Genomic DNA, 23441 nt, shown 5'->3' with positions numbered 1-23441 from the left:
TTAATCGGTGCGGAAAACTGCCGCTATTGTAACAAATGAGACATCAATACCAACGTTTAATTCTTATACAAATCGTGGAGCAGGACGAAAGGAGGATTTTTTTGCTGCTGATGCCACAAGCTGCTGACGCCCGGAACGCCCTGCGCCACGATGGCCTGGCGAAACTCAGCGCTGCTTAAGGATCCACGCTGCGGATACATTAACGCCAGCAGGGAGAGGTTAATACCCGAGATCACTTCACAGTACGCGTGCTTATGGCTGAGCAAAGCGGCTGCGCGGTAAGGCGCCGCGCCCGATTTATCGGTAAGAAAGATCACGCCATCACCGGTGTCGGTTTCATGCAGGGCATCGCACATCATGCGACTAAGCATGTTGGTGCTCAACCCGCGCCAGTAGTTTACCGCCCGGCATTGCACCAGCGGGCCAAATCTGGCTTCAAGCTTATCCAGTATTTCCTGCGCCTGTTCATCGTGGCAGGTGATAACCCATCCCAGCATAACTCTCTCCTTAGCAGGCAAGTAGTTTAGCGAAGTGAAGGTTAGCTTTCGGTGATAACTGTCAAAGAAAGTGCCCGGCAAACTAAACGTCGCCGGGCAAAAGATTAGCTGCGCAGACCGCGTCCGCGCTGGATCAGATACCAGCAGAGCAGGTAGAAGGCGATGATGAACACCACCAGCACCGCTACCGTGGTAAACAGCGGCACATCGGTAATGCCGAGGAAGCCAAAGCGAAAACCGCTGATCATGTAGACAATCGGGTTCAGGTGCGACAGCGCCTGCCAGAACGGTGGCAGCAGCGTCAGGGAGTAGAACACCCCGCCGAGATAGGTCAGCGGCGTCAGCACGAAGGTCGGAATCAGGCTGATATCGTCAAACGTCTTAGCGAACACAGCGTTCAGTAATCCGGCCAGCGAGAAGAGGATTGCCGTCAGGAGCAGCGTCAGCGCGACGAACAGCCACGAGTGGACCTGGAACGGCACGAAGAACAGCGAAATCGCCGTGACCAGGATCCCCACGCACAGCCCGCGCGCTACGCCGCCGCCAACATAGCCCGCGATAATGACGTGCGTCGGCACAGGCGCAACCAGCAGCTCTTCAATATTGCGCTGGAACTTAGCACTGAAGAATGACGACGCCACGTTGGCGTAGGCGTTAGTAATCACCGCCATCATAATCAGTCCCGGCACGATAAACTGCATATAGGTAAAGCCGTGCATTTCACCAATCCGGGAACCAATCAGGTTACCGAAGATGATGAAATAGAGCGTCATCGTGATGACCGGTGGCACCAGGGTTTGCACCCAGATACGCATAAAGCGGTTAATCTCTTTCGCCCAGATGCTTTTCAGCGCGACCCAGTAAAGATGCGTCATGCCTTGTCTCCTTGTTTGTCCTGTACCAGAGAGACAAACAGCTCTTCCAGTCGGTTCGCTTTGTTACGCATACTTAAGACCTGAATCCCCTGCGCGCTCAGCTGCGAGAACACACTGTTAATCCCCTGCTCGCGCAGCACTTCCACCTCCAGCGTCGAGGTATCGACGAGGCGATACTGATACCCTTCAAGCTTCGGCAGCGGGCTTTTAGCCGCCAGATCGAGGATGAAGGTTTCTGATTTCAGCTTGGAGAGCAGATTCTTCATCGAGGTGTTCTCCACCAGCTCACCGTGCTGGATGATGCCGATGTTGCGGCAGAGCATTTCCGCCTCTTCAAGGTAGTGGGTGGTCAGAATAATGGTGGTGCCTTTGTCGTTGAGATCCTTCAGGAAGCCCCACATGGAGCGGCGCAGTTCAATATCGACACCCGCCGTCGGCTCATCAAGAATCAGCAGTTTTGGCTCGTGCATCAGCGCGCGGGCAATCATCAGGCGGCGCTTCATCCCGCCGGATAGCATCCGGGCGCGTTCGTTACGCTTTTCCCACAGGTCGAGCTGCTTGAGGTATTTTTCGCTCCGCTCCAGGGCCTCTTTACGCTCGACGCCGTAATAGCCCGCCTGGTTAACGACGATTTGCTGCACCGTCTCGAACGGGTTGAAGTTGAACTCCTGTGGTACCAGCCCCAGCTGGCGCTTGGCGTTGACCACATCTTTTTGCAGGTCATAACCAAAGACGCTCACCCGGCCGGACGTTTTATTGACCAGCGAACTGATAATCCCAATGGTGGTCGATTTCCCCGCGCCGTTCGGCCCCAGAAGCGCGTAAAAATCACCGGCCTCTACTTTTAGATCTATTCCGCGCAGCGCCTGGACGCCGCCCGGATAGGTTTTTTTAAGCTGCTCAAGCTCCAGTGCAATTGCCATGAAATTAACTTACCTTCAGTTCTGACACACGTTGTGTGGTTTCATTAAAAGTCGGGTTACCCTATAGTAGCGCAACGCAATTACTCGGTTACAGGTCGCTAACCTCCATGAACAACATAGATACACTCATCAGCAACAATGCACTATGGTCAAAAATGCTGGTGGAGGAAGACCCCGGATTTTTTGGAAAACTCGCGCAGGCGCAAAACCCACGCTTTCTCTGGATTGGATGCTCCGACAGCCGCGTACCGGCGGAGCGCCTGACCGGCCTTGAGCCCGGCGAACTGTTCGTTCACCGCAACGTTGCCAATCTGGTGATTCACACCGATCTCAACTGTCTTTCTGTTGTTCAGTATGCCGTTGACGTTCTGCAAGTCGAGCACATCATCATTTGCGGCCATTACGGCTGCGGCGGCGTGCAGGCGGCGGTTGAAAACACGGAGCTGGGGCTCATTGATAACTGGCTACTGCACATCCGCGATATCTGGTTCAAACATAGCTCACTGCTGGGTGAAATGCCGCAGGAGCGTCGCATGGATACCCTTTGCGAACTCAACGTGATGGAGCAGGTGTATAACCTGGGCCACTCAACGATCATGCAATCAGCCTGGAAACGCGGGCAGAAGGTCTCTATACACGGCTGGGCGTACGGAATTCACGACGGTCTGCTGCGCAATCTGGAAGTGACCGCCACCAACCGCGAAACGCTGGAGCAGCGTTACCGTTCGGGGATTGCCAACCTTCAGCTTAAGCATGTGAATCATAAATAAAGCCGGGGATGTTCTCCCTCTCCCTGCGGGAGAGGGCCGGGGTGAGGGCATCAGCCCGCAATTACTCGTCCAGCAATACCACTTTCCCAACATACGGCAGATGGCGATAACGCTGCGCGTAGTCAATGCCGTAACCGACGACGAATTCGTCAGGAATTGAGAAACCCACGAACTCTACCGGCACCTGCACTTCACGGCGGTCAGGCTTATCCAGCAGGGTGCAAATCGCCAGCGATTTTGGCTCACGCAGGCTCAGGATCTCGCGCACTTTTGACAGCGTGTTGCCGGAGTCGATGATATCCTCAACGATCAGCACATCTTTGCCACGAATATCTTCATCCAGGTCTTTCAGGATTTTCACATCACGGGTGGTGGACATGCCGCTGCCGTAGCTGGAGGCGGTCATAAAATCGACTTCGTGGGGCACATGCACTTCACGGCACAGGTCTGCCATGAACATGAAAGAGCCACGCAACAGACCGACCAGCACCATTTCGCTGCCGCTGTCCTTGTAATGTTCGGTGATTTGACGACCCAGTTCGGCGATACGCGCTTTGATCTCGGCTTCCGGGATCATCACTTCAACAGTATGTTTCATATTACTAACCAAATGATTTTAATGAAAATCTCTCAATACGGATGAGTTAATATCCAGCACTGATACGCAAGCCCCTCATTATATCAGCAAATGGATAAGCCTGGCGTATGAGTTATAAAAAGCAAATATTGTGATTCCGATCACACTTGTTAATACCTATAATTAGTTGCTAGCAAATTATTAACAAAAACTGACGAGTACACTTTCTATGGCTGAAACAAACTCTAAACAGCCGCGTCTACTGGTGACATTAACAGCAGCGTTCGCAGCCTTCTGCGCGCTGTATCTGTTAATCGGTGGCGTCTGGCTGGTCGCTTTAGGCGGCTCCTGGTACTACCCGATTGCGGGCCTGGTGATGGTTGCCGTAACCGTCCTGCTGTTGCGTAGAAAACAATCCGCACTGTGGCTGTATGCCGCATTCCTTCTTGCCACCATGATCTGGGGCGTCTGGGAAGTCGGCTTTGACTTCTGGGCGCTGACGCCGCGCAGCGATATTCTGGTCTTCTTCGGTATATGGCTGATCCTGCCGTTTGTCTGGCGTCGCCTGATCGTGCCGTCCAGCGGTGCCGTTGCGGCGCTGGTAGTAGCCCTGCTAATCAGCGGCGGTATCCTGACCTGGGCCGGCTTTAACGACCCGCAGGAGATCAACGGTACGCTGAACGCAGAATCGACGCCTGCGGCGGCGATCTCTCAGGTCGCTGACGGCGACTGGCCTGCCTATGGTCGTAACCAGGAAGGCCAGCGTTACTCCCCGCTGAAGCAGATCAACGCGGACAACGTTAAAAACCTGAAAGAAGCCTGGGTATTCCGTACCGGCGACCTGAAGATGCCGAACGATCCGGGTGAACTGACCAACGAAGTGACGCCAATTAAAGTCGGCGATATGCTTTATCTGTGTACGGCGCACCAGCGTCTGTTCGCGCTCGACGCGGCCACCGGTAAAGAGAAATGGCACTTCGACCCACAGCTGAATTCCAACCCGTCCTTCCAGCACGTGACCTGCCGTGGCGTCTCTTACCACGAAGCGCGCCCGGAAAATGCGAGCCCGGAAGTCATTGCCGACTGTCCTCGCCGCATCATGTTGCCGGTCAACGATGGTCGCCTGTTCGCCATCAATGCCGAAACGGGCAAGCTGTGCGAAACCTTTGCCAACAAAGGTATCCTGAATCTGCAGACCAACATGCCTGACACCACGCCGGGTCTGTATGAGCCAACCTCACCGCCAATCATCACCGATAAAACCATCGTGATTGCCGGTTCGGTAACGGATAACTTCTCCACGCGTGAAACCTCCGGCGTTATCCGTGGTTTCGACGTGAATACCGGTAAACTGCTGTGGGCCTTCGACCCGGGCGCGAAAGATCCAAACGCGATCCCGTCTGACGAGCACACCTTTACCTTTAACTCGCCAAACTCCTGGGCACCAGCGGCGTATGACGCGAAGCTGGACCTGGTCTACCTGCCGATGGGCGTTACTACGCCAGATATCTGGGGCGGTAACCGCACGCCGGAACAGGAACGTTATGCCAGCGCTATCGTGGCGTTGAACGCAACCACCGGTAAGCTGGCCTGGAGCTATCAGACCGTACACCACGATCTGTGGGATATGGATATGCCGTCCCAGCCGACGCTGGCGGACATTACCGTTAACGGCAAAACCGTTCCGGTGATTTACGCCCCGGCCAAAACCGGCAACATCTTCGTGCTGGATCGCAGCAACGGCAAGCTGGTTGTGCCTGCCCCGGAAAAACCGGTACCGCAGGGTGCGGCGAAAGGCGACTACGTCAGCAAAACCCAGCCGTTCTCCGACCTGAGCTTCCGTCCGAAGAAAGACCTCAGCGGGGCAGACATGTGGGGCGCCACGATGTTTGACCAGCTGGTGTGCCGCGTGATGTTCCATCAGCTGCGCTATGAAGGCATCTTCACGCCGCCTTCTGAGCAGGGCACGCTGGTCTTCCCGGGTAACCTGGGGATGTTCGAGTGGGGCGGGATCTCCGTTGACCCTAACCGTCAGGTAGCGATTGCTAACCCGATGGCGCTGCCGTTCGTTTCCCGTCTGATCCCACGCGGTCCGGGCAACCCAATGGAACAGCCGAAAGACGCGAAAGGCAGCGGTACCGAAGCCGGCATTCAGCCGCAGTACGGCGTACCGTTCGGCGTAACGCTGAACCCGTTCCTGTCTCCGTTTGGTCTGCCGTGTAAACAGCCTGCCTGGGGTTACATCTCCGGTCTGGATCTGAAAACCAACCAGATCGTGTGGAAAAAACGTATTGGTACGCCACAGGACAGCATGCCGTTCCCGATGCCGGTTCCGGTGCCGTTCAATATGGGTATGCCAATGCTGGGTGGCCCAATTTCCACCGCCGGTAACGTGCTGTTCATCGCGGCAACCGCAGATAACTACCTGCGCGCGTACAACATGACCAACGGTGAGAAACTGTGGCAAGGCCGTCTGCCAGCGGGTGGACAAGCCACGCCGATGACCTATGAAGTGAATGGCAAGCAATACGTTGTCATCTCTGCGGGCGGTCACGGTTCGTTTGGCACGAAGATGGGCGACTATATTGTCGCGTATGCGCTGCCTGACGAAAACAAGTAACTGAAAAGCCCGGTGGCGCTTACGCGCTTACCGGGCCTATGGATACGCTATGTAGGCCGGGTAAGGCGAAGCCGCCACCCGGCTTTTTTACACGGTAAAGCCCAGCATCATCCCCGTATCTTCATGTTCCAGCAGATGGCAGTGCGCCATGTAGGCAAACTCCTTCGGCGCGTCGTGGTCAAACTTCACCAGCACCTCGCTGACGCCGCCCTCCACTCTCACCGTATCCTTCCAGCCCGCGCGATGCGCGTCCGGCGCTTTACCGTTCTCAGAGAGAATGCGGAACTGGGTGCCGTGGATATGGAACGGATGCAGCATCATGTCCCCTTCGCCTGAAATCACCCAGCGCTCAAACTGGCCCTTTGTCGCAGCAAACATCGGCGTATTCATATCGAACGCCTTGCCGTTGATCATATTGGCGTTGTGGAAATCAAAGCCATGGTCGCCGTGATTCATGTTCCCCATGCCGCCCATTTTTCCATGGTCCATATTCATATGGCCCATCATCTGCCCGTGATGCATTCCCGCCATCGCCTTATCGCCATATTTCGCCATCAGCGCCTGCATCCCCATCATATCGAGCATCGGGTTCATAGAGAGCTGCAGCTTGCGTTGAGTAAGCCCATCAAGCGACGGAAGTGCCGGCATAGTGGTTAACGTATCAGGGAGCGTGCCGGAAGCGGTCACCAGTAAAGGCTGGATACGCAGCACCGGATGCGGCTTGTCAAACGGCGCGACCGCCATCCCCATCTGGCTAACCGGCAGCGTCACGAGGTCAAACGCCTTGCCGTCGCTGATGTCCACCAGCACCTCAAAGCGTTCGCCCATCAGCATCGGCAGTTCGTTGACCTTCACCGGCTCAGGCAGCAGCCCGCCGTCGCTGGCGACCACGTACAGCGGACGCTTATCGCTGGTAGCAAAATTGAGGGAACGCGCGTTACAGCCGTTAAGCAGACGCAGGCGCAGCCAGCCCTTCGGTGCGGCGTGCTGAGGATAAATGGCGCCGTTGGTCAGCAGCGTGTCGCCAAACCAGCCTACCGCCGCGCTCATCACATCCAGCTGGTAGTCAATTTGCCCGTCAGCGGTGAATTTCTTGTCCTGCACAATCACCGGCACATCGTCGATGCCCCACTGCTTCGGCAGGCGCAGCAGGCGGCTTTCGTCGTCTTCAATCAGCACCAGCCCCGCCAGCCCCATCGCCACCTGATGGCCCGTTTTACCATGCTGATGCGGATGGAACCAGCAGGTCGCCGCGCGCTGGTCGGGCGTAAAGGTGACGCTGCGCGAGCCGCCCGCTTTGATGATGCCCTGCGGCCCGCCGTCTACCTCTCCCGGCACTTCCAGCCCGTGCCAGTGCAGCGTCGTCTCTTCGGCGAGCGTGTTGTGGATATCCACCGTCACCGCTTTCCCTTTACGCAGCTGAAGCGCCGGACCGAGCAAATTGCCGTTATAGCCCCACGTCGTGGCGTTGTGCGCACCGAATGTTGTTTTGCCTGCCTGAACCACAAGCTGGATACGGCTGCGGGCGTCAGCGGTCACCAGGTCAGGGATGGGTAAGGCAGGCCTGTCAGCCGCGAAAACCGCGCGGCTCCAGAGGGGTAATGCGCTGGCAGCCCCCAGCACAGCGGAATATTTTAAAAAATCACGACGTTGCATGTTCATTTCCTTATTTCCAGCAGGCGATCTTTTGAGCATAAACCCTCCCCTTACCGGAAGGTCAAGTAACGCGGCAATAATAAAGATCGTCGCACTGGCATCAAGTATGCTAACGTTAATTTTCCGTGAAGAAGTGGTAGAAGCAATGAAGACGTTTTTCAGGACAATTTTGTTCGGTAGCCTGATGGCAATGTGTGCGAACAGCTATGCGCTAAGTGAAAATGAAGCGGAAGATATGGCCGATTTAACGGCGGTTTTTGTATTCCTGAAAAATGATTGTGGCTACCAGAATTTACCCAACGGGCAGATTCGCCGCGCGCTGGTCTTTTTTGCCCAGCAGAACCAGTGGGATCTCAGCAACTACGACAGCTTCGACATGAAGGCGCTCGGCGAAGACAGCTACCGTGACTTAAGCGGTATTGGCATTCCCACTGCTAAAAAATGCAAAGCGCTGGCTCGCGACTCACTCAGCCTGCTCGCCTACGTTAAATAACCTTCCCGACGCCTCCTGTTGAACCTCTGGCCGTGCAACCACGGTTAGAGTTAGCTATCATGTTTCGCTCATTTTTTGCGAGCGTAACGGATGTTTACACAGGAGGAGTTCGCTATGGCCGACCACACGTTGTGGCATGAAACATTGCATGACCAGTTTGGTCAGTACTTTGCCGTTGATAACGTGCTCTATCATGAGAAAACCGATCACCAGGATCTGATCATCTTCGAGAATGCTGCCTTTGGCCGCGTGATGGCGCTGGACGGCGTTGTGCAAACCACCGAGCGCGACGAGTTTATTTATCATGAAATGATGACCCACGTCCCGCTCCTGGCGCACGGTCACGCGAAGCATGTTCTGATTATTGGCGGCGGCGACGGCGCAATGCTGCGTGAAGTGTCCCGCCATCGTTCCATTGAAACCATCACCATGGTGGAAATCGATGCGGGCGTCGTCTCTTTCTGCCGCCAGTACCTGCCCAACCACAATGCCGGCAGCTATGACGATCCGCGCTTTAGCCTGGTGATTGACGACGGCGTTAACTTTGTTAACCAGACCTCGCAGACCTTTGACGTGATTATCTCCGACTGCACCGACCCTATTGGTCCAGGCGCATCGTTGTTCACTTCCTCTTTCTACGAAGGCTGCAAGCGCTGCCTGAACCCGGGCGGGATCTTCGTCGCACAAAACGGCGTCTGCTTCCTTCAGCAGGATGAAGCGCTGGACAGCCATCGCAAGCTCAGCACCTATTTCGAGGATGTCAGCTTCTATCAGGCGGCCATTCCGACGTACTACGGCGGGATCATGACCTTTGCCTGGGCAACGGATAACGACGTATTACGCCATCTCTCCACCGAAATTATTCAGGCCCGCTTCCATCAGGCAGGTCTTCAGTGCCGATACTACAATCCGGCTATTCATACCGCAGCGTTTGCTCTGCCGCAGTACCTGCAAGACGCATTATCCACTAAGGGGGTGAGCTAATTGAAAAAGCTTAAACTGCATGGCTTTAACAATCTGACCAAAAGCCTGAGTTTTTGTATTTACGATATCTGCTATGCCAAAACAGCGGAAGAACGCGATGGTTACATCGCCTATATCGACGAACTCTACAACGCCAACCGTCTGACCGAGATCCTGTCAGAAACCTGTTCCATTATCGGCGCAAATATCCTGAATATCGCCCGACAGGATTATGAACCCCAGGGCGCGAGCGTGACCATTCTGGTCAGCGAAGAGCCGGTTGACCCGAAGCTTATCGACAAAACGGAACATCCGGGCCCGCTGCCGGAAGTGGTTGTTGCCCACCTGGATAAAAGCCATATCTGCGTCCATACCTACCCGGAGAGCCATCCGGAAGGTGGGCTGTGTACGTTCCGCGCCGATATTGAAGTGTCGACCTGCGGCGTGATTTCCCCGCTGAACGCGCTGAACTATCTCATCCACCAGCTGGAATCGGATATCGTCACGATTGATTATCGCGTGCGCGGTTTTACTCGTGACGTCAACGGCATGAAGCACTTCATTGACCACGAGATCAACTCCATACAGAACTTTATGTCCGAGGACATGAAATCGCTGTACGACATGATGGACGTGAACGTGTATCAGGAAAACATCTTCCATACCAAGATGTTACTTAAGGAGTTCGACCTTAAGCACTATATGTTCCACACGAAGCCGGAAGATTTAAGCGAAGAAGAGCGTAAGGCTATTACTGACCTGCTCTGGAAAGAGATGCGCGAGATTTACTACGGCCGCAATATTCCGGCCGTGTAAGAACAAGCCGGAGCAGGGATGCTCCGGGCTGTTATTTCTGTTTCATGAAATCACGGTATGCGTTCACCACCCGAAGGAAGTCTTCTACGCCGCACATCGACAGGCTCTCTTCGTCATAGTAGCTCATCCCCTCTTCCATCTCGTCACCTGAAAACTCGAGCTGGTTGGCACGCACCATGACCTCTTCACCATCCATCCACAGCGTGTATTCGTGCCCGGCGCGCTGCCAGGATCGTTCACTGCCTTTTACCGTATTTGCCGCCTGTTCAACCTCATCAAGAAGTGCGAGGTTTTCTTTCACCTCTTCGTTAAACCAGTGTCCAACGGCTTCGTGGCCCATCGACATACGCACTTTCACCACTCCGGTGATGTCGCGCAGAAATTCGTAATCCATAGTGTTTTCCTCTGCAAAGCCATTAAGGTAATTATCGCAGCAGCGAGGAAGAAAAAAAGCGTGAGAGGTGGGAGGAATGAAAATAAAAAGGTGAGAGCAAGACCCTGCGGCCTGATGCCCTCACCCCGTCCCTCTCCCACAGGAGAGGGTGCAAACACTAAAAACCGTCTCGTGGAGACGGTTTTGCTGTTTATACTGCCGTCTGGAAGATAACCCCGTCAGCCTTCTCGGTGTACTGAGAGAGCTGGTCGAAGTTCAGGTAGCGATAGGTATCAACCGCAGTCTTATCCACCTGAGCCACGAAGGTCTGGTACTCTTCCGGCGTTGGCAGTTTGCCAATCAGCGCCGCAACCGCCGCCAGCTCAGCAGAAGCCAGGAAGACGTTCGCACCGGTACCTAAACGGTTCGGGAAGTTACGGGTCGAGGTGGAGACCACGGTCGCGCCGTCGGCTACGCGCGCCTGGTTACCCATACACAGGGAACAGCCAGGAATTTCGATACGTGCACCGCTCTTACCAAACACGCTGTAGTATCCCTCTTCGGTCAGCTGAGCCGCGTCCATACGGGTCGGCGGAGCCACCCACAGACGGGTTGGCAGCTGTCCTTTGTGGGTATCCAGCAGCTTACCGGCTGCGCGGAAGTGACCAATGTTGGTCATGCACGAACCGATGAACACTTCGTCGATCTTCTCGCCCTGAACTTCAGACAGCGGACGCGCGTCGTCCGGATCGTTCGGTGCACACAGGATTGGCTCTTTGATATCCGCCAGATCGATGTCGATCACCGCCGCGTACTCTGCGTCGGCATCGGCTTCCAGCAGTTGCGGATCGGCCAGCCATTTTTCCATGCCCTGGATACGACGCTCCAGCGTACGACGGTCGCCGTAGCCTTCTGCAATCATCCACTTCAGCAGCACGATGTTAGAGTTCAGGTACTCAATGATAGGCTCTTTGTTCAGCTTGATGGTACAGCCCGCGGCTGAACGCTCGGCGGAGGCATCGGTCAGCTCGAACGCCTGCTCTACTTTCAGATCCGGCAGACCTTCAATTTCCAGGATACGGCCAGAGAAGATGTTTTTCTTCCCTTTCTTCTCAACGGTCAGCAGACCCTGTTTAATCGCATACAGCGGGATCGCGTGAACCAGGTCGCGCAGGGTGATACCCGGCTGCATTTTACCTTTGAAGCGCACCAGCACCGATTCCGGCATATCCAGCGGCATTACGCCGGTCGCCGCAGCAAACGCCACCAGACCGGAACCCGCCGGGAAGGAGATACCGATTGGGAAACGAGTATGGGAGTCACCGCCGGTACCCACGGTATCCGGCAGCAGCATACGGTTCAGCCAGGAGTGGATTACGCCGTCACCCGGACGCAGGGAAACACCGCCGCGGTTCATGATGAAGTCTGGCAGCGTGTGGTGCGTGGTCACGTCAACCGGCTTCGGATACGCCGCAGTGTGGCAGAAGGACTGCATCACCAGATCGGAAGAGAAGCCCAGGCACGCCAGGTCTTTCAGTTCGTCGCGGGTCATTGGGCCAGTGGTGTCCTGAGAACCTACGGAGGTCATCTTCGGCTCGCAGTATGCGCCAGGACGAACGCCGGCGACGCCGCAGGCGCGACCGACCATTTTCTGTGCCAGAGAGTAACCGCGATTGCTTTCCGCCACGTCTTTCGCGTGACGGAATACATCACTGTGCGGCAGACCCAGCGCTTCACGCGCTTTGGTGGTCAGGCCACGGCCGATGATCAGCGGAATACGACCACCGGCACGCACTTCGTCGATCAGCACGTCGGTTTTCAGCTCAAAGCTTGCCAGCAGTTCGTTGGTTTCGTGGTTACGCACTTCACCTTTGTACGGGTAAACGTCAATCACGTCGCCCATGTTCAGGTTAGAGACGTCCACTTCGATCGGCAGTGCGCCCGCATCTTCCATGGTGTTGAAGAAGATTGGCGCAATTTTACCGCCGAGGCACAGACCGCCGCCGCGCTTGTTTGGCACGTGCGGAATATCGTCGCCCATGAACCACAGCACGGAGTTGGTCGCGGACTTACGGGAAGAACCGGTACCCACAACGTCACCCACGTAGGCCAGCGGGAACCCTTTTTTCTGCAGGGCTTCGATCTGTTTGATCGGGCCAACGCTGCCCGGCTGATCCGGCTCAATGCCTTCACGGGCGTTTTTCAGCATCGCCAGGGCGTGCAGAGGGATATCCGGGCGAGACCACGCGTCCGGTGCCGGAGAGAGGTCATCGGTGTTGGTTTCACCGGTCACTTTGAAGACGGTGACGGTGATTTTTTCAGCAAGTGCTGGACGATTCAGGAACCATTCGGCATCAGCCCAGGACTGCATCACCTGCTTCGCATAGACGTTGCCTGCTTTGGCTTTTTCTTCCACATCGTAGAAGTTATCGAACATCAGCAGCGTAGACGAGAGCGCTTTAGCGGCAATCGGTGCCAGCTTGTCGTTATCCAGCGCGTCAATCAGCGGATGAATGTTGTAACCACCCTGCATGGTGCCGAGCAGTTCAATGGCTTTTTCAGGAGTAACCAGTGGGGAGGTGGCTTCGCCTTTGGCGATAGCAGCAAGGAATCCGGCTTTTACGTAGGCAGCTTCATCTACGCCAGGCGGTACGCGGTTGATCAACAGATCTAACAGGAATTCTTCTTCGCCCTTAGGCGGGTTCTTCAGCAGCTCGACGAGCGCGGCCATTTGGGTTGCATCTAAAGGTTTGGGTACAATTCCCTCGGCGGCACGTTCTGCTACGTGCTTACGGTATTCTTCTAGCACGACGGTTCTCCTCGCTCTCATTGTCATATGCGGTGGGCGTTCTCTTCACGCTCCTGTGAGACAGCAGTTTGTAGGGTAAATGCCCGATACCGCGTCGGGCAGCATAGCAGGATTTCTGCACAGTGTTAATCCGTTTACAAAAAAGCAACATTAAAAAATTTGCTGAATCGTTAAGCATGGTGTAGCGGGGATTTAGGCCATCATTTGCGGTTTCTTCTGCACCGTGACGCTTCAGGTTTTCCTTCATCAGATATAATTGTGTAATAAATACTCACACTCTTTATCCGGACGTACCGGACGCTTCCCAATAAAAGTCAAAACGGTAAAAGGCGGGTGAATAATACTCACGCCAACCGTAACGCCTCACGGCACAGCGCTTGTCTCGTTGGAGTCTTTTATGAAGTTGCCCTTTAAGCCACATCTGCTCGTCCTTCTGTGCAGTGCCGGGCTGTTTGCCGCCTCGGGCGTCATGTTTGTCAAAAGCCGCGCAACGGAACCCGCTGCGACAGCCCCCGTCGCACAACAGCCGGCTGCATCGGACGCGCCTGCCGCAGCGCAGCCCGCCCCTGCTGTCGCGCCAACCTACACAGCCGCACAAATCGATCAGTGGGTTGCCCCCATTGCGCTCTACCCTGACGCTCTGCTGTCGCAAATTTTGATGGCGTCGACCTATCCGGCCAACGTGATTCAGGCGGCGCAGTGGTCCAAAGACAACCCTAAAATGGAAGGAGACGCCGCGATTCAGGCCGTTGCCAGCCAGCCCTGGGATCCGAGCGTAAAATCGCTGGTCGCGTTTCCTCAGCTTATGTCCCTGATGGGTGAAAACCCGCCGTGGGTACAAAATCTGGGCGATGCGTTTCTCGCGCAGCCGAAAGACGTAATGGATTCCGTTCAGCGCCTGCGCGCGCTGGCACAAAAGACCGGCGCTTTACAATCCACGCCTCAGCAGACGGTTACCACCGTGACTAAACCGGCACCAGCGAAAACCAGCGCCACCGAGGCAACAACAACAACCACGTCTGCGCCCGCCCCTACGGTTATCAAAATTGAATCTGCCGATCCGCAGGTCGTTTACGTCCCCACCTATAACCCCAATACGGTTTACGGGACCTGGCCCAACACCGCGTATCCTCCCACCTATCTCCCCCCCACGCCCGGAGAGCAGTTTGGCAACAGCTTCGTTAACGGCTTAGGTTTCAGCCTGGGCGTTGCCACAACCTATGCCATCTTCAGCAACATCGACTGGGACGACGACGATGACTGGGACCACCATCATGACGGTGACTGGGATAATCACGGCGGCTATAACCGCAACGGTGATAACAACATCAATATCAACGTTGAGAACTTCAATAAAATCAGCGGTCAGCGTCTGACGGACGCCAACCGTACCTGGCAGCACAACCCGGCCTATCGGGAAGGCGTGCCCTATCCGACTAACCAGCTCAACAGTCGCTTCCACTCCACCAGCACGGCGACAGGGCTCAGTTCAACGCAGCAAAAACCGGTTAACCGGGACAGCCAGCGTCAGGCGGCCCTGAGCCAGATGGAGAAATCCACGGGTAAAACCTTTCCCCAAACGGCGCGCACCGGCACGAAAGATGTTCAGCGTCAGGCCTCAAGTGAACAGCTGAAGCAGATTTCCCAACGCAATAACTACCGTGGCTACGACACCAAACCGCAGACGACGAGGCGGAGCACCACGCAGCAGCGAGAAAATCGTCAGGCTGTAACCCAAAGACAAGAGAAACGGGTTTCGCAGCCCGCGCAGCAACGCACTCTGCAGCAGCGAAACAGCCAGCCCCGGGCCAATGCGCTGAGCGGCAACGACAGCCGCTCCGCGAACTGGCAGGCGCAGCAGCAGCGTGGTGCGCAAAGCAGGCAGCTTGCCGCTCGCCAGCAGCAGCGTCAGGCGTCTGGTGGACGCGCTGAACGCCGGGAAATTCGACATCGCTAAGGGAACCGACATGAAAAGTAAACTACTCAGCGGAATGGTGTTGTTCATGCTTTCGGCCCCTGTGATGGCGCAGCAGTCCTTCAGCACGCCCGATCGGGCGACCGATGCGCTAGCCAACGCCATCAGTGAGCAAAATGAGAGCGCGATGAGCAATCTGCTTGGAGAGAACTGGCGCGATTTTCTGCCCCCTGAAGGCGTTGATCCTGATGCCGTCGATCGCTTCCTGCGCGACTGGAAAGTCCGTCATAAGACCGTTATCGAAGGGGATACGGCGCATCTGGTTGTCGGAGACAGCGGCTGGCAGCTTCCCATCCCGGTGATCAAAACCACTGCAGGCTGGCAGTTCGATATCAAAGAAGGGGCTGAAGAAATCCTGACCCGCGAAATTGGGCGTAACGAGCTCGCCGCCATTGAAGCCTTACATGCCTATGTTGATGCGCAGCAAAGCTACTTTGCGATGAACCAGAAATACGCGCAGAAGATTGTCAGCTCGAAGGGGAAAAAAGACGGTTTGTACTGGCCCGCCTCCCCCGGCGAAGCGCCCAGTCCGCTCGGACCGGCATTTAGCCCAAAAGAGCCGGGTACCGGCTATCACGGCTATCGCTTCCGCATCCTGCCGGATAATAACGGTTTCGCGATGGTGGCCTGGCCGGTCAGCTACGGCCAGACGGGCGTCATGAGCTTTTTGATAAACCAGGACGACAAGGTGTACCAGTCCGATCTCGGCAGCGATTCAGAGCAGAAAGCCCGTGCGCTAGCAGCCTATAGCCCTGATAAAACCTGGCAGCCTGTAGCACCCTGAACACAGCGCATAAAAAAAGCGGCCATTGGCCGCTTTTTTCATCTGAAGAAACTTATTTCTTCTTCGCTTTCGCGTTTGGCAGGTCGGTGATGCTGCCTTCAAACACTTCTGCCGCCAGGCCCACGGACTCGTGCAGAGTCGGGTGAGCGTGGATGGTCAGCGCGATGTCTTCAGCGTCACAGCCCATTTCGATAGCCAGACCGATTTCACCCAGCAGCTCGCCGCCGTTGGTACCGACAATCGCACCACCGATCACACGGTGAGTCTCTTTGTCGAAGATCAGTTTGGTCATACCGTCTGCGCAGTCGGATGCGATAGCACGGCCAGAAGCAGCCCACGGGAAGGTGGCGGTTTCGTAGCTGATGCCTTTCTCTTTCGCTTCTTTCTCAGTCAGACCAACCCATGCCACTTCTGGCTCGGTGTACGCGATAGATGGGATCACTTTCGGATCGAAGTAGTGCTTCATGCCGGCGATAACTTCAGCGGCAACGTGACCTTCGTGAACACCTTTGTGCGCCAGCATTGGCTGACCGACGATATCGCCGATAGCAAAGATGTGCGGCACGTTAGTGCGCAGCTGCTTGTCAACGCGGATGAAGCCACGGTCGTCCACTTCAACGCCAGCTTTGCCCGCGTCGAGGTTTTTACCGTTCGGTACACGACCGATAGCCACCAGCACAGCGTCGTAACGCTGTGGTTCGGATGGGGCTTTTTTGCCTTCCATGGAAACGTAAATACCGTCTTCTTTCGCTTCAACGGCAGTCACTTTGGTTTCCAGCATCAGGTTGAATTTCTTGCTGATGCGTTTGGTGAAGACTTTAACGATGTCTTTGTCGGCAGCCGGGATAACCTGGTCGAACATTTCAACCACGTCGATCTCTGAACCCAGCGCATGGTACACGGTACCCATTTCCAGACCGATGATACCGCCGCCCATAACCAGCAGACGCTTAGGAACGGTTTTCAGCTCCAGCGCATCGGTGGAATCCCACACGCGTGGATCTTCATGCGGAATGAATGGCAGTTCGATTGGGCGAGAGCCTGCCGCGATGATCGCGTTGTCGAAGTTGATCACGGTTTTGCCGTTTTCGCCTTCCACTTCCAGGGTGTTCGCACCGGTGAATTTACCCAGACCGTTTACCACTTTCACTTTACGGCCTTTGGCCATACCCGCCAGACCGCCGGTCAGCTGAGTGATAACTTTCTCTTTCCAGGTACGAATTTTGTCGATATCGGTTTTCGGCTCGCCGAAGACGATACCGTGTTCAGCCAGCGCTTTGGCTTCTTCGATAACTTTCGCTACGTGCAGCAGCGCTTTAGAAGGGATACAGCCGACGTTCAGACAAACACCGCCGAGGGTGCTGTAACGTTCTACGATGACGGTTTCCAGACCTAAATCCGCGGCGCGGAATGCTGCGGAGTAACCTGCCGGGCCTGCCCCAAGTACTACGACCTGAGTTTTGATTTCTGTGCTCATCATGACCTCTTAATTTATACCCGTCGTCCACCGGGTCGTTCTATCCGCCCGCAGTTTACAAAATTGTTAACAATTTTGAAACAACAAACGGCTCACGAATTGTCGCTTTCGCCAATAACCTCACAAACACCATGAGATTATCGGAAAAAAGCCGGCCGACTGGCCGGCTTTTCGATTACATCACCAGGCGGCGAATGTCGCTCAGCATGTTGTTGATGATGGTGATGAAGCGCGCACCATCAGCACCGTCGATCACGCGGTGGTCGAAGGACAGAGAGATTGGCATCATCAGACGCGGTACGAACTCTTTGCCATTCCACACCGGCTCCATCGCGGACTTAGACACACCGAGGATAGCCACTTCCGGCGCGTTCACAATCGGCGCGAAGTGGGTGGTACCCAGGCCGCCGATGCTGGAGATAGTGAAGCAGCCGCCCTGCATTTCGCCGGCAGTCAGCTTACCATCGCGCGCTTTCTTGGAGATCACGGTCAGTTCACGGGACAGCTCAGTGATGCTCTTCTTGTTCACGTCTTTGAAGACCGGAACAACCAGACCATTTGGCGTATCAACCGCAACACCGATGTTGATGTATTTCTTCAGCGTCAGCTTCTGGCCGTCTTCGGACAGGGAGCTGTTGAAGCGTGGCATCTGTTCCAGAGCCGCAGCAACCGCTTTCATGATGAAGACCACTGGGGTGAATTTCACGTCCAGTTTACGCTTCTCAGCTTCGGCGTTCTGCTGTTTACGGAACGCTTCCAGATCGGTGATATCGGTTTTGTCGAAGTGCGTAACGTGCGGGATCATCACCCAGTTACGGCTCAGGTTCGCACCAGAGATTTTCTGGATACGGCCCAGTTCCACTTCTTCGATTTCGCCGAACTTGCTGAAGTCCACTTTCGGCCATGGCAGCATGCCCGGGATACCGCCGCCAGCGGCTGCAGCTGGTGCAGCTTCGGCGCGTTTCACCGCGTCTTTCACGTAGGTCTGAACGTCTTCGCGCAGGATACGACCCTTACGGCCGGTCCCTTTCACTTTCGCCAGGTTAACACCGAATTCGCGCGCCAGGCGACGAATCAGCGGCGTCGCGTGGACGTAAGCGTCGTTTTCAGCGAACTCTGATTTTTCTGCTTTTGCAGCAGGGGCAGCGGCTGGTTTAGCAGCCTGAGCCGGTGCAGCAGCCGGTGCTGGAGCAGCCGCGGCAGCCGGAGCTGCGGCAGGCGCAGCGCCTTCCACTTCGAAGACCATGATCAGAGAGCCAGTAGACACTTTGTCGCCGGTGCTGATTTTGATCTCTTTAACGGTACCCGCGAATGGCGCAGGGACTTCCATAGAAGCCTTGTCGCCTTCAACGGTGATCAGTGACTGTTCAGCGGCAACTTTGTCGCCCACTTTCACCATCACTTCTGTGACTTCAACTTCGTCACCGCCGATGTCCGGTACGTTAACGTCTTTCGCGCCGCCAGCAGCGGCTGGTGCTGCGGCCGGAGCCGGAGCAGCGGCCTGTGCAGGCGCGGCAGCAGGTGCAGCACCTGCCACTTCGAAGATCATGATCAGGGAGCCAGTAGACACTTTGTCGCCGGTGTTGATCTTGATCTCTTTAACGGTACCCGCAAACGGTGCTGGCACTTCCATAGAGGCTTTGTCGCCTTCTACGGTGATCAGTGACTGCTCGGCCGCAACGGTATCGCCCACTTTCACCAGGATCTCAGTCACTTCAACTTCGTCACCGCCGATGTCAGGCACGTTCACTTCTTTCGCGCTCGCGGCAGCTGCTGGAGCAGCGGCGGCCGGCGCGGCTTTCTTCTCTTCCTGCGCAGGTGCAGCAGCGGCTGCACCGTCGGCGGAATCGAAAATCATGATCAGTTTGCCAGTCTCGGTTTTATCGCCAACAGAGACTTTGATCTCTTTAACGATGCCAGCCTGAGGAGACGGGACTTCCATAGAGGCTTTGTCGCCTTCTACGGTGATCAGCGACTGTTCAGCTTCAACTTTGTCGCCTACTTTGACCAGGATCTCGGTGATTTCAACTTCATCAGCCCCGATGTCCGGTACATTGATTTCGATAGCCATTATTCTTTTACCTCTTACGCCAGACGCGGGTTAACTTTTTCTGCATCGATGTTGAATTTGGTGATTGCGTCTGCAACCACTTTCTTATCGATTTCGCCACGTTTAGCCAGTTCGCCCAGTGCTGCTACAACCACGTAAGAAGCATCAACTTCGAAGTGGTGACGCAGGTTTTCGCGGCTGTCAGAACGACCGAAGCCGTCAGTACCCAGTACGCGATAATCATCAGCTGGAACGTAAGTACGAACCTGCTCAGCGAACAGTTTCATGTAGTCAGTAGACGCCACCGCTGGCGCGTCGTTCATCACCTGAGCGATGTAAGGAACGCGTGGGGTTTCCATTGGGTGCAGCATGTTCCAGCGTTCACAATCCTGGCCATCACGCGCCAGTTCAGTGAAGGAGGTAACAGAGTACACATCGGAACCGACACCGTAGTCTTTCGCCAGGATCTGCGCTGCTTCACGAACGTGACGCAGGATAGAACCGGAGCCCAGCAGCTGAACTTTACCTTTGCTACCTTCGATGGTTTCGAGTTTGTAGATACCTTTACGGATACCTTCCTCGGCACCTGCTGGCATTGCCGGCATGTGGTAGTTTTCGTTCAGGGTGGTGATGTAGTAGTAAATGTTCTCCTGCGCTTCACCGTACATGCGCTGCAGACCGTCATGCATGATGACCGCCACTTCGTACGCGTAAGACGGGTCGTAAGAGATACAGTTAGGGATAGTCAGAGACTGAATGTGGCTGTGACCATCTTCGTGCTGCAGACCTTCACCGTTCAGGGTCGTACGACCGGAAGTACCACCGATCAGGAAGCCGCGAGCCTGCTGGTCGCCTGCCTGCCAGCACAGGTCACCGATACGCTGGAACCCGAACATGGAGTAGTAAATGTAGAACGGGATCATCGGCAGGTTGTTGGTGCTGTAAGAGGTCGCAGCAGCCAGCCAGGATGCGCCTGCGCCCAGCTCGTTGATACCTTCCTGCAGGATCTGACCTTTCTCGTCTTCTTTGTAGTATGCAACCTGCTCACGGTCCTGCGGGGTGTACTGCTGGCCGTTCGGGCTGTAGATACCGATCTGACGGAACAGACCTTCCATACCGAAAGTACGCGCTTCGTCGGCGATGATTGGCACCAGGCGATCTTTGATCGACTTGTTCTTCAGCATCACGTTCAGGGCACGAACGAAAGCGATAGTGGTAGAGATCTCTTTGTTCTGCTCTTCCAGCAGCTGAGAGAAGTCTTCCAGCGCTGGCAGTTCCAGCTTCTCGGTGAAGTTTGGCTGACGAGCTGGCAGGTAGCCTTTCAGCGCCTGACGACGTTCGTGCAGGTACTTGTGCTCTTCAGAACCTTCCGGGAAGGTGATGTAAGACAGGTTTTCTACCTGCTCATCGGTGACTGGAACGTTGAAACGGTCGCGGATATAACGCACGCCGTCCATGTTCATTTTCTTAACCTGGTGAGCGATGTTTTTACCTTCTGCGGTATCACCCATGCCGTAACCTTTGATGGTGTGGGCCAGGATTACAGTCGCTTTACCTTTGGTTTCACGCGCTTTTTTCAGTGCAGCGTAGATTTTCTTCGGATCGTGACCACCGCGGTTCAGGGCCCAGATCTGCTCATCAGTCCAGTCTGCAACCAGGGCTGCGGTTTCTGGATATTTGCCGAAGAAGTGCTCACGAACGTAGGCACCGTCTTTGGATTTGAAGGTCTGGTAGTCACCGTCAACGGTTTCGTTCATCAGCTGGATCAGTTTACCGCTGGTGTCTTTACGCAGCAGTTCGTCCCAACGGGAACCCCACATCACTTTGATCACGTTCCAGCCAGCACCTGCGAAGATGCCTTCCAGTTCGTTGATGATCTTGCCGTTACCGGTTACCGGACCATCCAGACGCTGCAGGTTACAGTTGATGATGAAGCACAGGTTGTCCAGCTTCTCACGGGTTGCGATGGTGATCGCACCTTTGGATTCTGGCTCATCCATTTCGCCGTCGCCCAGGAAGGCGTATACGGTCTGCTCAGAGGTGTCCTTCAGACCACGGTGTTCCAGATACTTCAGGAATTTAGCCTGGTAGATCGCACCGATTGGGCCCAGACCCATAGATACGGTTGGGAACTGCCAGAATTCAGGCATCAGTTTAGGGTGCGGGTAAGAAGACAGACCTTTACCGTGAACTTCCTGACGGAAGTTGTTCATCTGCTCTTCAGTCAGACGACCTTCCAGGAATGCACGTGCATAGATGCCCGGAGAGATGTGGCCCTGGAAGTACACCAGATCGCCGCCGTCTTTCTCGTTCGCTGCACGGAAGAAGTGGTTGAAGCACACTTCGTAAACGGTCGCAGAAGACTGGAAGGACGCCATGTGGCCACCCAGTTCCAGGTCTTTCTTGGATGCGCGCAGAACGGTCATAATGGCGTTCCAGCGAATTGCAGAACGGATACGACGTTCCAGATCCAGATTGCCCGGGTATTCCGGTTCGTCTTCGACGGCAATCGTGTTTACGTAGTTGCTAGCCCCTGCACCTGAAGCAACCTTCACGCCGCCTTTGCGGGCTTCAGAAAGCAGCTGATCAATCAGATACTGAGCGCGCTCAACACCTTCTTCACGGATGACCGATTCGATCGCCTGTAGCCAGTCGCGAGTTTCGATCGGATCCACGTCATTTTGGAGACGTTCTGACATGGGGGTATTCCTTATCTATCTAATACGTTGATTTGTCTGGAACCTGTCCCATTGTGCTCTTGGGCAAGAACACAATAAGACAGGTTCTGCGTTTAGTTGCCGCGCTCTAAAAGTACCTGGCGCTTAATCCTTTCGTTGCTGTATGCGGCGTAATGAACGTTCGCGACGCGATTGTTCACGGCTGCGGTCCAGCAAGATTTCCTCAATGAAAGCCAGATGGCGGTGCGACGCTTCGCGCGCCTGCTCCGGTTCCCCGGCCATTATCGCCTCGAATACTCGGGTGCGATGGTTGCTTACCAGTGGGAGCATGTCCCGACGGGCATACAACAATTCAAAATTTTGACGAACGTTCTGGGCCAGCATCGGCTCCATGCAGCGTAGCAGATGGAGGAGCACCACGTTGTGGGCCGCTTCGGTGACGGCGATTTGATACTGGACGACGGCGCTGGACTCGGCGTCTAAATCGCCGGACTGCTGTGCCCGTTCAATGGCCTGATGCAGTTCGCGGATACGCACGCGATCTTCATCAGTGCTGCGAAGGGCGGCGTAATAGGCCGCAATACCTTCCAGCGCGTGACGGGTCTCAAGCAGATCAAACTGGGATTCTGGGTGGTCAGAGAGAAGTTCTACCAGCGGATCGCTGAAGCTCTGCCACAGGCTGTTTTGCACAAAGGTTCCGCCGCCCTGACGACGAAGCAGCAAGCCCTTTGCTTCGAGACGTTGAATCGCCTCACGCAGAGAAGGACGTGAAACGTCGAACTGTTTTGCCAGCTCGCGTTCTGGCGGAAGTTTCTCACCCGGGCGCAGAGTCCCTTCGAGGATTAAAAACTCCAGCTGCTGCTCAATCACATCAGATAGTTTTGGTTGGCGAATTTTGCTGTAGGCCATATTCCCTGTCTTACGCCTTTTTGCCCGGAGTCAATTGGTCTTACCAATTTCTATTTCGTATCGCTAAAGTAACAAAGTATTCACCTTCTGTCCATATTGGTTTTGATTGAAATCAGTAAACCCTGCACATTTTAACAACCTTACAGAAATAACGTTTCAGAAATGTAACTTTGCACAAATGAGTTGATTACCCCCA

General features: G+C 55.2%; 18 protein-coding genes. 7 read left to right on the top strand and 11 right to left on the bottom strand.

The features are described from left to right. Window positions 1-56 precede the first annotated feature (56 nt). The 3 genes from AB3N39_RS03745 to AB3N39_RS03735 form a co-directional block, all read right to left on the bottom strand. Window positions 57-497: a PTS sugar transporter subunit IIA gene (locus AB3N39_RS03745; protein WP_367897084.1), complete on the bottom strand. Its 441-nt coding sequence runs from the start codon at window positions 495-497 to the stop codon at window positions 57-59. Window positions 498-601: 104 nt separating this feature from the next. After that, entirely contained in the window at window positions 602-1372 is a 771-nt protein-coding gene (locus AB3N39_RS03740; protein WP_023334536.1) for an ABC transporter permease, read from the bottom strand. Continuing rightward, on the bottom strand, window positions 1369-2295 hold the full coding sequence (locus tag AB3N39_RS03735; RefSeq protein ID WP_008501946.1) for an ABC transporter ATP-binding protein: 927 nt from the start codon (window positions 2293-2295) through the stop codon (window positions 1369-1371). The genes AB3N39_RS03740 and AB3N39_RS03735 overlap by 4 nt, the downstream gene beginning before the upstream one ends. A gap of 107 nt (window positions 2296-2402) precedes the next feature. Between AB3N39_RS03735 and can the strand changes: the two genes are divergently transcribed. Then, the gene (gene can, locus AB3N39_RS03730) at window positions 2403-3065 is read left to right on the top strand and encodes a carbonate dehydratase (protein WP_008501947.1); all 663 of its coding nucleotides are present in this window, start codon (window positions 2403-2405) and stop codon (window positions 3063-3065) included. A 61-nt stretch (window positions 3066-3126) separates the two neighbouring features. Here can and hpt read toward each other — a convergent pair whose 3' ends face one another. Continuing rightward, entirely contained in the window at window positions 3127-3663 is a 537-nt protein-coding gene (gene hpt / locus AB3N39_RS03725; protein WP_008501948.1) for a hypoxanthine phosphoribosyltransferase, read from the bottom strand. 208 nt (window positions 3664-3871) lie between these two features. Here hpt and AB3N39_RS03720 point away from each other — a divergent pair, with 208 nt between their 5' ends. Continuing rightward, a complete protein-coding gene (locus AB3N39_RS03720) occupies window positions 3872-6262 on the top strand; it encodes a glucose/quinate/shikimate family membrane-bound PQQ-dependent dehydrogenase (protein WP_367897083.1) in 2391 nt (796 codons plus the stop codon). Window positions 6263-6349: 87 nt separating this feature from the next. Here the strand turns inward: AB3N39_RS03720 and cueO are convergent, their stop codons facing one another. After that, window positions 6350-7918: a multicopper oxidase CueO gene (gene cueO / locus AB3N39_RS03715; RefSeq protein WP_325849465.1), complete on the bottom strand. Its 1569-nt coding sequence runs from the start codon at window positions 7916-7918 to the stop codon at window positions 6350-6352. A gap of 145 nt (window positions 7919-8063) precedes the next feature. Here cueO and AB3N39_RS03710 point away from each other — a divergent pair, with 145 nt between their 5' ends. From AB3N39_RS03710 to speD, 3 genes are all read left to right on the top strand, one after another. Next, on the top strand, window positions 8064-8411 hold the full coding sequence (locus AB3N39_RS03710) for a YacC family pilotin-like protein (RefSeq protein ID WP_014882582.1): 348 nt from the start codon (window positions 8064-8066) through the stop codon (window positions 8409-8411). Window positions 8412-8525: 114 nt separating this feature from the next. Further along, entirely contained in the window at window positions 8526-9395 is an 870-nt protein-coding gene (speE, locus tag AB3N39_RS03705) for a polyamine aminopropyltransferase (RefSeq protein ID WP_039265690.1), read from the top strand. After that, on the top strand, window positions 9396-10190 hold the full coding sequence (speD, locus tag AB3N39_RS03700; protein ID WP_008501953.1) for an adenosylmethionine decarboxylase: 795 nt from the start codon (window positions 9396-9398) through the stop codon (window positions 10188-10190). It begins immediately after the preceding gene. Window positions 10191-10221: 31 nt separating this feature from the next. Here the strand turns inward: speD and yacL are convergent, their stop codons facing one another. Further along, complete coding sequence (gene yacL / locus AB3N39_RS03695; RefSeq protein WP_143344654.1) at window positions 10222-10584, bottom strand: protein YacL; 363 nt, start codon at window positions 10582-10584, stop codon at window positions 10222-10224. A gap of 190 nt (window positions 10585-10774) precedes the next feature. Next, window positions 10775-13372 (bottom strand): bifunctional aconitate hydratase 2/2-methylisocitrate dehydratase, encoded by a 2598-nt coding sequence (acnB, locus tag AB3N39_RS03690; protein WP_032645211.1) that lies wholly within the window; start codon window positions 13370-13372, stop codon window positions 10775-10777. A gap of 397 nt (window positions 13373-13769) precedes the next feature. Between acnB and AB3N39_RS03685 the strand changes: the two genes are divergently transcribed. Both AB3N39_RS03685 and AB3N39_RS03680 read left to right on the top strand, forming a co-directional pair. Next, entirely contained in the window at window positions 13770-15329 is a 1560-nt protein-coding gene (locus AB3N39_RS03685; RefSeq protein ID WP_133293792.1) for a DUF3300 domain-containing protein, read from the top strand. Between the two features lie 10 nt (window positions 15330-15339). Then, a complete protein-coding gene (locus AB3N39_RS03680; RefSeq protein WP_045401139.1) occupies window positions 15340-16131 on the top strand; it encodes a DUF2950 family protein in 792 nt (263 codons plus the stop codon). Window positions 16132-16183: 52 nt separating this feature from the next. Here the strand turns inward: AB3N39_RS03680 and lpdA are convergent, their stop codons facing one another. From lpdA to pdhR, 4 genes are all read right to left on the bottom strand, one after another. Then, window positions 16184-17608 (bottom strand): dihydrolipoyl dehydrogenase, encoded by a 1425-nt coding sequence (gene lpdA / locus AB3N39_RS03675; protein WP_003856313.1) that lies wholly within the window; start codon window positions 17606-17608, stop codon window positions 16184-16186. Between the two features lie 175 nt (window positions 17609-17783). After that, window positions 17784-19679 carry a pyruvate dehydrogenase complex dihydrolipoyllysine-residue acetyltransferase gene (gene aceF / locus AB3N39_RS03670; protein WP_133293791.1) on the bottom strand — a complete coding sequence of 632 codons (1896 nt, stop codon included), beginning with the start codon at window positions 19677-19679 and terminating at the stop codon, window positions 17784-17786. 14 nt (window positions 19680-19693) lie between these two features. Continuing rightward, window positions 19694-22357 carry a pyruvate dehydrogenase (acetyl-transferring), homodimeric type gene (gene aceE / locus AB3N39_RS03665; protein WP_028015529.1) on the bottom strand — a complete coding sequence of 888 codons (2664 nt, stop codon included), beginning with the start codon at window positions 22355-22357 and terminating at the stop codon, window positions 19694-19696. 123 nt (window positions 22358-22480) lie between these two features. Next, window positions 22481-23245: a pyruvate dehydrogenase complex transcriptional repressor PdhR gene (pdhR, locus tag AB3N39_RS03660; protein WP_008501960.1), complete on the bottom strand. Its 765-nt coding sequence runs from the start codon at window positions 23243-23245 to the stop codon at window positions 22481-22483. Between the last annotated feature and the right edge of the window lie 196 nt (window positions 23246-23441).

Origin of the sequence: Enterobacter vonholyi (assembly GCF_040834095.1) — a bacterium.
GTDB classification, from domain to species: Bacteria; Pseudomonadota; Gammaproteobacteria; order Enterobacterales; family Enterobacteriaceae; genus Enterobacter; species Enterobacter vonholyi.
Note: the sequence above shows the minus strand (reverse complement) of the source record. Positions and strands in the feature narration are given on the sequence as shown.